Source organism: Desulfovibrio sp. DV (assembly GCF_001936595.1).
Classification (GTDB): Bacteria; Desulfobacterota; Desulfovibrionia; order Desulfovibrionales; family Desulfovibrionaceae; genus Solidesulfovibrio.
In genome coordinates, this window is record NZ_MLBG01000172.1 from 1 (window position 1) to 5,503 (window position 5,503).

Consider the following 5,503-nt stretch of genomic DNA (forward strand, 5'->3'; position numbering starts at 1 on the left):
ATACTTTCCCCCGGTGGGATTCCAAAGGGCACTGCCCTTTGGCCGCCGGAGGCACTCTTTTCTCTCTCAACTACTCGTAACTCTTCAGAATATCACCCAAAACAGCCATATCCGGCTCGGCTGCGGCCAGGGGGGCCTTGGGTATCGGGCCAAAGGGCGGCCGGTCGCTCTTCCAGAGGATGCCGATGGGGATTGTATCGCCCCACTCCAGGGCCTTTTCCAGGGCGGCGTGGCGATCGGCCGAGTCGTGGTCGTTGCCCAGGCGGTAGCAGCGTTCCTTGTACCAGGCGAACGTATTGACCTTGTTAAAGGACACGCACGGCTGGAGCACGTCGATGAGGGAAAATCCGGGATGGCGGGCTGCGGCCACGATCAGGCCGGCCAGATGTTCGATGTCGCCGGCAAAGCCCCGGGCCACGAAGCCCGCGCCCATGGTCACGGCCACGGCCAGGGGGTTAAACGGCTGGGAGGGTGCGCCGTGGGGCTGGGTTTTGGTTTTCTGGCCCTTGGGCGTGGTCGGGCTGGCTTGGCCTTTGGTCAGGCCGTAGATCAGGTTGTCGTGGACTATGTAGGTGATGTCGATATTGCGCCGGATGGCGGCCAGAAAGTGGTTGCCGCCTTCACCGTAGGAGCAGCCGTCGCCGGATTCGGCAAAGACGGCCAGCTCCGGATTGGCCAGCTTGATGCCGGTGGCCGCCGGCAGGGACCGGCCGTGCAGCCCATTGAAGACATTGACCCGGATGTAGTGCGGGGCCTTGGCGGCCTGGCCGATACCGCTGGAAAAGACCACTTTGTGCGGCGGCAGCGCAAGTTCGGTCAGGGCCGCAACGACGGCTTTTCGGATGGAGAAATTGCCGCAGCCCGGACACCAGGCCGTTTCGAACTCGCCGTAAGGCGTTTGCGCATTCATCGGGCCACCTCCAGAAGCTTGTCGACAATGTAGCCCGCCGTAAACGGCAGCCCGTCGTAGCGAGCCACATGGGCGTCAAAAACGTGGCCTGTTTCCCGGCGGATGAGTTTGGCCAGCTGGCCGCCGAAATTGCCTTCCACCATGACCGTGCGCCGGGCCGCGAGCAAAAGGGGCACAAACGTGGCCGGCACCAGCGGCCAGACCTGGCTGAAATGGAGCACGCAGGCCGGCTCGCCACGCTCCCGCAGCAAGTGCGCCGCTTCCAACGCGGCCCCCAGGGTCGAACCCCAGCAGGCGAGCAGCATGGCCCCGGCGGCCTCGCCGTACAGGTCGGGCGGCAAGGCGTCCTGAACCAGGCCGCCAAGCTTTCGCATCCGTTTGTCCTGCATGACCACGCGCACGCCCAGGTCTTCGGTCAGGTGGCCGTCCGGGGTGTGTTCGTCACTGTCAAGGACCACCGTCGTTGCAGCAAATCCCGGCACAAGGCGCGGCGAGACACCGGATGGGGTCACGGCGTAGCGCTCGTAGCCGGCGGCATCGGCAACATCCGTGAGCGGCCGGGGCACGGGCGGCAACTCGGCCAGGGCAAAGGGCTCGGTGTCGCGGAAGGAATCGGCCAGGAACTGGTCTGTCAGGATGAAAACCGGGGACTGGAACCGTTCGGCCGTGGAAACGGCCAGGTAGCCCAGTTGAAAGCACTGGGACAGGTTGCCCGGGGCGAAGATGGCCCGAGGAAATTCGCCGTGGCCGGCGTAGAGGACCAGATCCAGGTCGGCCTGTTCAGTGCGGGTGGGCAGTCCCGTGGCCGGGCCGGGGCGCTGGGCCACCACGATGACCACCGGGGTTTCGAGCATCCCGGACAGGGACACGCCTTCGACCATAAGCGCAAATCCGCCGCCGGAGGTGGACACCAGGGCGCGTCCTCCGGCGTAGGCAGCGCCAAGGGCCATGATGATGGCGGCAATCTCGTCCTCCGCCTGTTCCACGACCACGCCCAGGGCGTCGGCATGGTCTATGACCGTCTGCACCACGGTCGTGCCGGGCGTCATGGGATAAAACGAGCAGAAATTGACCCCGGCAGCCAGCGCTCCCAGGGCAAGGGCTTCGTTGCCGTGGAGCATGAGGCGTTTGCCCTGGCGCGTTGGCGGGGTCAGACAGGCAAAGGCAGCCTGCTGGCTGGCGGTCCAGTCCACGGCCGCAGCAAAAACCGCCAGATTGGCAGCCACGACGTCCTCGCCCTTTCTGGCGAATTTATCCCGGATAAGGCCGGTGATCCAGGCCGGATCGAGGCACAAGAGTGCACCGAGCACGCCCAGGGCGGCCATGTTCTCGTAAAGCGGCTTGGGGCAAAGGTCCTTGTAGGGGATGGCCAGCCCGGGCTGGCCATCCAGACCGTAAGCGGCATCGGCCAGCACCAGGGCCCGGGGTGTCAGACGGCCTTTGTGGATGGCCAGGGTGTCGGCGGACATGGCCACCAGCAGATCAATGGATTCGGTCGGGGCCAGGACGGCGGCGGCATCCACCCGGATGGCAAAGGTGTTGTGGCCGCCCCGGATGCGCGACTGGTAGTCCTGGGTGACGACAATGGAATAGCCGGCCCGGGTCAGGGCCCGGGCCAGGAATTCGCCCACCGTGACCAGCCCCTGGCCGGCCTCGCCCCCAATGAGAATGTTGACGGATGACGCAGCCATGAAGACTCCCTTGTGCGAAAGGAGGGCCGCCCACGATGGACGCGGGCGGCCTGAAGCGTTGGAGCGCCGGAAATGGCGCGGATGGGTTTAGGCGTTGGTCGGCGGCGTGAAGACCCGGGTGGCCAGATCCTTGTCGAGCATGAACGCGCCACCCGGGGTCTGGTCCACAAGCTTGAGCTTGGAGATCACATCGGCCACGCTGGCTTCTTCTTCCACCTGCTCGTCAATGAACCACTTGAGGAAAGAAGCCGTGCCGTGGTCGCGTTCCTCCAAGGCCAGATCCATGAGCTTGTAGATGCGCGCCGTCACCCCTTGCTCGTGTTCAAGAGCGTCTTCGAAGACGGCCAGAGGTGAGGCCCATTCATGGGGCGGGGCTTCGATGGCCTGCAGGATGACCCGGCCACCGCGCTCCACGATGTAGTTATAGAACTTCTGGGCGTGGAATTTCTCTTCCTGGTCCTGCACATGCATCCAGTTGGCAAAGCCCATCAGTCCCTTGTCCTCGAAGTATGTGGCCATGGATACGTACAGGTACGCCGAATACAATTCCCAATGCACCTGATCGTTGATGGCCTTTTCCATGGTCTTGGACAGCATCCGTTAATCCTTCTTCCACAGGCCGTGGATGTTGCAGTACTCACGAGCACTGACCGTGGCCGCCTTGATGCAGAACCGGGCCTCGGGAGCCTGTCCGGGCTTGAGGAACTCGCGGTAGGCCTTGCCGTCGGCGATCAACTCAATCCACTCGATATAGTGCTTCTCTTCCATGGGGTGGGCCACAGCGCCGACCTTGACCAGATAGCCGCCGTCGATTTTCTCGATGACCGGGACGTGTTTTTCCTTGGCAGCGTCCACGGTATTCTCGGTCATAAGCTGCATGGGCGCGCCGCAGCACACCAGTTCGCCCTCGCCGGCGTGGAGAACCTCAACGATATTGCCGCACAGTTCACACTTGTAGATTTCCAGTTGCTTAGCCATGTCACATACTCCTTATAGGTCCCCGATGGATCTGACCGCTGGTGGCCGGGTCGGGGAGGCCCAGGCCGACGGGGACAAGCAACACCTTGTATTTCCATAAAACACTTCTTGGGCTGTTAGGCAACCCCCGGGCGCAAATGGAGAGGAAGGAGACGTAAAGATTTGGCCGGATCGACCGATGATCATGGCATGGGGAGAGCCCCGGGGAGGAAACCGCCATGTCCGCCATCCGTCTGTTTGCGGCCGCTGTGGCCATCTTGATCTGCGTTGCCGCAGCCGACCCCGGGCTGCCCGGCGACGCCATGGCCGGCACTCCCGCCCCCCTTCCGACCACGCTGACCATCCGCGACGCGAGCCAGCCGCCGACCCCGTCCACGCCGGCCAGACCCTTTGTGTCCCGGCCGGCCAAACGCAAGCCCCGCCGGGCCAAGCCCCAAAGACGCCAGCCCGTGCCGCCCAAAGCCCAGGCTCCGACGCCAACGGACCGCAACCCGGCCGCCCCCAGGCTGGAGCAACGCTATCAGACCCCGACCGAGTCCATCTTCCCCCTGGACCCGGAACCGGCCAAGGCGGCATCCCCGCCCCAGGCTTCGGGCAAGACGCCGGAACCCAAGGCCGCCCCGGCCGCCTTCCCGCCCGAACCGGCTCCGGCTCCGGCCCCGGCCGCCAAATAAGGAGACCACCATGAAGACCAGCCGCATAACGGGCCTTATGCCCCTTCTCCTGGCCGCGCTTTTCTCGCCGCTGCTCATGGGAGCGCTGTGCGGTCCGGGCAAGAACCCGCCGCCGATCCAGTATCCCGACGTGGCCATGGCCATGGCCGCCGATCTCGACCGCCAGCTCGGGCCGCGCCTGGGCATGGGCACGCCCGACAACAGCCGGGGCCTTTATTGGCTGGTCATCACCACCCCGGCCGATCTCAACAATCTGGAGCGGGCCTCGCCGCTGTCGCGGCTTATGGGCCAGGAACTCTCGGCCGCCTTTGTCGGCATGGGCTACAATGTCCAGGAAATCCGCAAGGCCAGCGACATCATCTTCAATCGCAGCCAGGGAGAGTTCGTACTGACCCGCGACACCAGGGCCCTGGCCACCAAGCGGGCCACGGCCACCCTGGTCCTGGCCGGCACCTATACCGTGACCCCGGGCGGCGTGCGTTTTTCCCTTGAGGTCATAGACGCCCGAAACAACAACATCATCGCAGCCTCAAGCCGCACCCTGCCCATGGATGCAACCGTCGGAGCCATGGCCGGGATGAGCCCCACGGCCTTTGTCGCGCCCACGGTATCCACCACCGACCCGGCCACATTTGAACGGGAAATGACCCCATACATGACCCGCCACTGGTAGCCGCCCGGCCGGGCAGGGCGCATCCTGCCCGGCCTCCTTGCCAGGACCGCCGCCATCCCCTATTGAGCAGGCATTACGTTCCGGATAAGGATGGCAGCATGACCGATCACCGCCATGTCCTCGTTGTGGAGGACAGCCGCGTCCAGGCCAAGATCATCTCCCAGCATATCGCCGGTTGCACGCCCTTCCCCACCATCGTGGCCCATTCTTTTGCCGAGGCCGAAGAGGCTATGACCGCCCGGCGCGACTCCATTTTCGTGGCTATCCTGGACCGCAACCTGCCCGACGACCCGGACGGGCGCATCGTCCCCCTGGCCAAGTCCCTGGGGATACCGGCCGTGGTCATGACGGCGAGCTTTTCCGAGGAGGTTCGAAAGCGCCTGCTCGAAGACAATGTCGTGGATTATTTTATAAAGACCATGGCCGAGATGGAAGCCATGGAGCGGCTGATCGAACGGTTGTACAAAAACCAGTTCGTGCGCGCCCTGGTGGTCGACGACTCCAAGCTCTTTCGCGCCCGGCTCTCGGGGCTGCTTAAAAATCTCAATATCCAGGTGCTGGAAGCCGAAGACGGCCG

At 64.3% G+C, this 5,503-nt stretch carries 6 protein-coding genes and 1 pseudogene; 3 read left to right on the top strand and 4 right to left on the bottom strand.

Annotated elements, in window-relative coordinates:
* Positions 1-70 precede the first annotated feature (70 nt).
* The 4 genes from DVDV_RS21365 to DVDV_RS21380 form a co-directional block, all read right to left on the bottom strand.
* Positions 71-910 carry a 2-oxoacid:ferredoxin oxidoreductase subunit beta gene (locus tag DVDV_RS21365; RefSeq protein WP_075356587.1) on the bottom strand — a complete coding sequence of 280 codons (840 nt, stop codon included), beginning with the start codon at positions 908-910 and terminating at the stop codon, positions 71-73.
* Positions 907-2,601 carry a 2-oxoacid:acceptor oxidoreductase subunit alpha gene (locus DVDV_RS21370; RefSeq protein WP_075356588.1) on the bottom strand — a complete coding sequence of 565 codons (1,695 nt, stop codon included), beginning with the start codon at positions 2,599-2,601 and terminating at the stop codon, positions 907-909. Before DVDV_RS21370 ends, DVDV_RS21365 begins: the two co-directional genes overlap by 4 nt.
* Before the next feature lie 87 nt (positions 2,602-2,688).
* A complete protein-coding gene (locus DVDV_RS21375) occupies positions 2,689-3,198 on the bottom strand; it encodes a ferritin (RefSeq protein ID WP_075356589.1) in 510 nt (169 codons plus the stop codon).
* Positions 3,199-3,201: 3 nt separating this feature from the next.
* Positions 3,202-3,579, bottom strand: a complete 378-nt coding sequence (locus DVDV_RS21380; protein WP_075356590.1) for a desulfoferrodoxin — start codon at positions 3,577-3,579, stop codon at positions 3,202-3,204.
* Positions 3,580-3,797: 218 nt separating this feature from the next.
* Here DVDV_RS21380 and DVDV_RS21385 point away from each other — a divergent pair, with 218 nt between their 5' ends.
* The 3 genes and pseudogenes from DVDV_RS21385 to DVDV_RS21395 all read left to right on the top strand — a co-directional run.
* A complete protein-coding gene (locus DVDV_RS21385) occupies positions 3,798-4,253 on the top strand; it encodes a hypothetical protein (RefSeq protein WP_075356591.1) in 456 nt (151 codons plus the stop codon).
* Positions 4,254-4,263: 10 nt separating this feature from the next.
* Positions 4,264-4,926, top strand: a complete 663-nt coding sequence (locus DVDV_RS21390) for a FlgO family outer membrane protein (RefSeq protein WP_075356592.1) — start codon at positions 4,264-4,266, stop codon at positions 4,924-4,926.
* Positions 4,927-5,024: 98 nt separating this feature from the next.
* A pseudogene (locus DVDV_RS21395) lies at positions 5,025-5,503 on the top strand (response regulator); the annotation flags it as partial.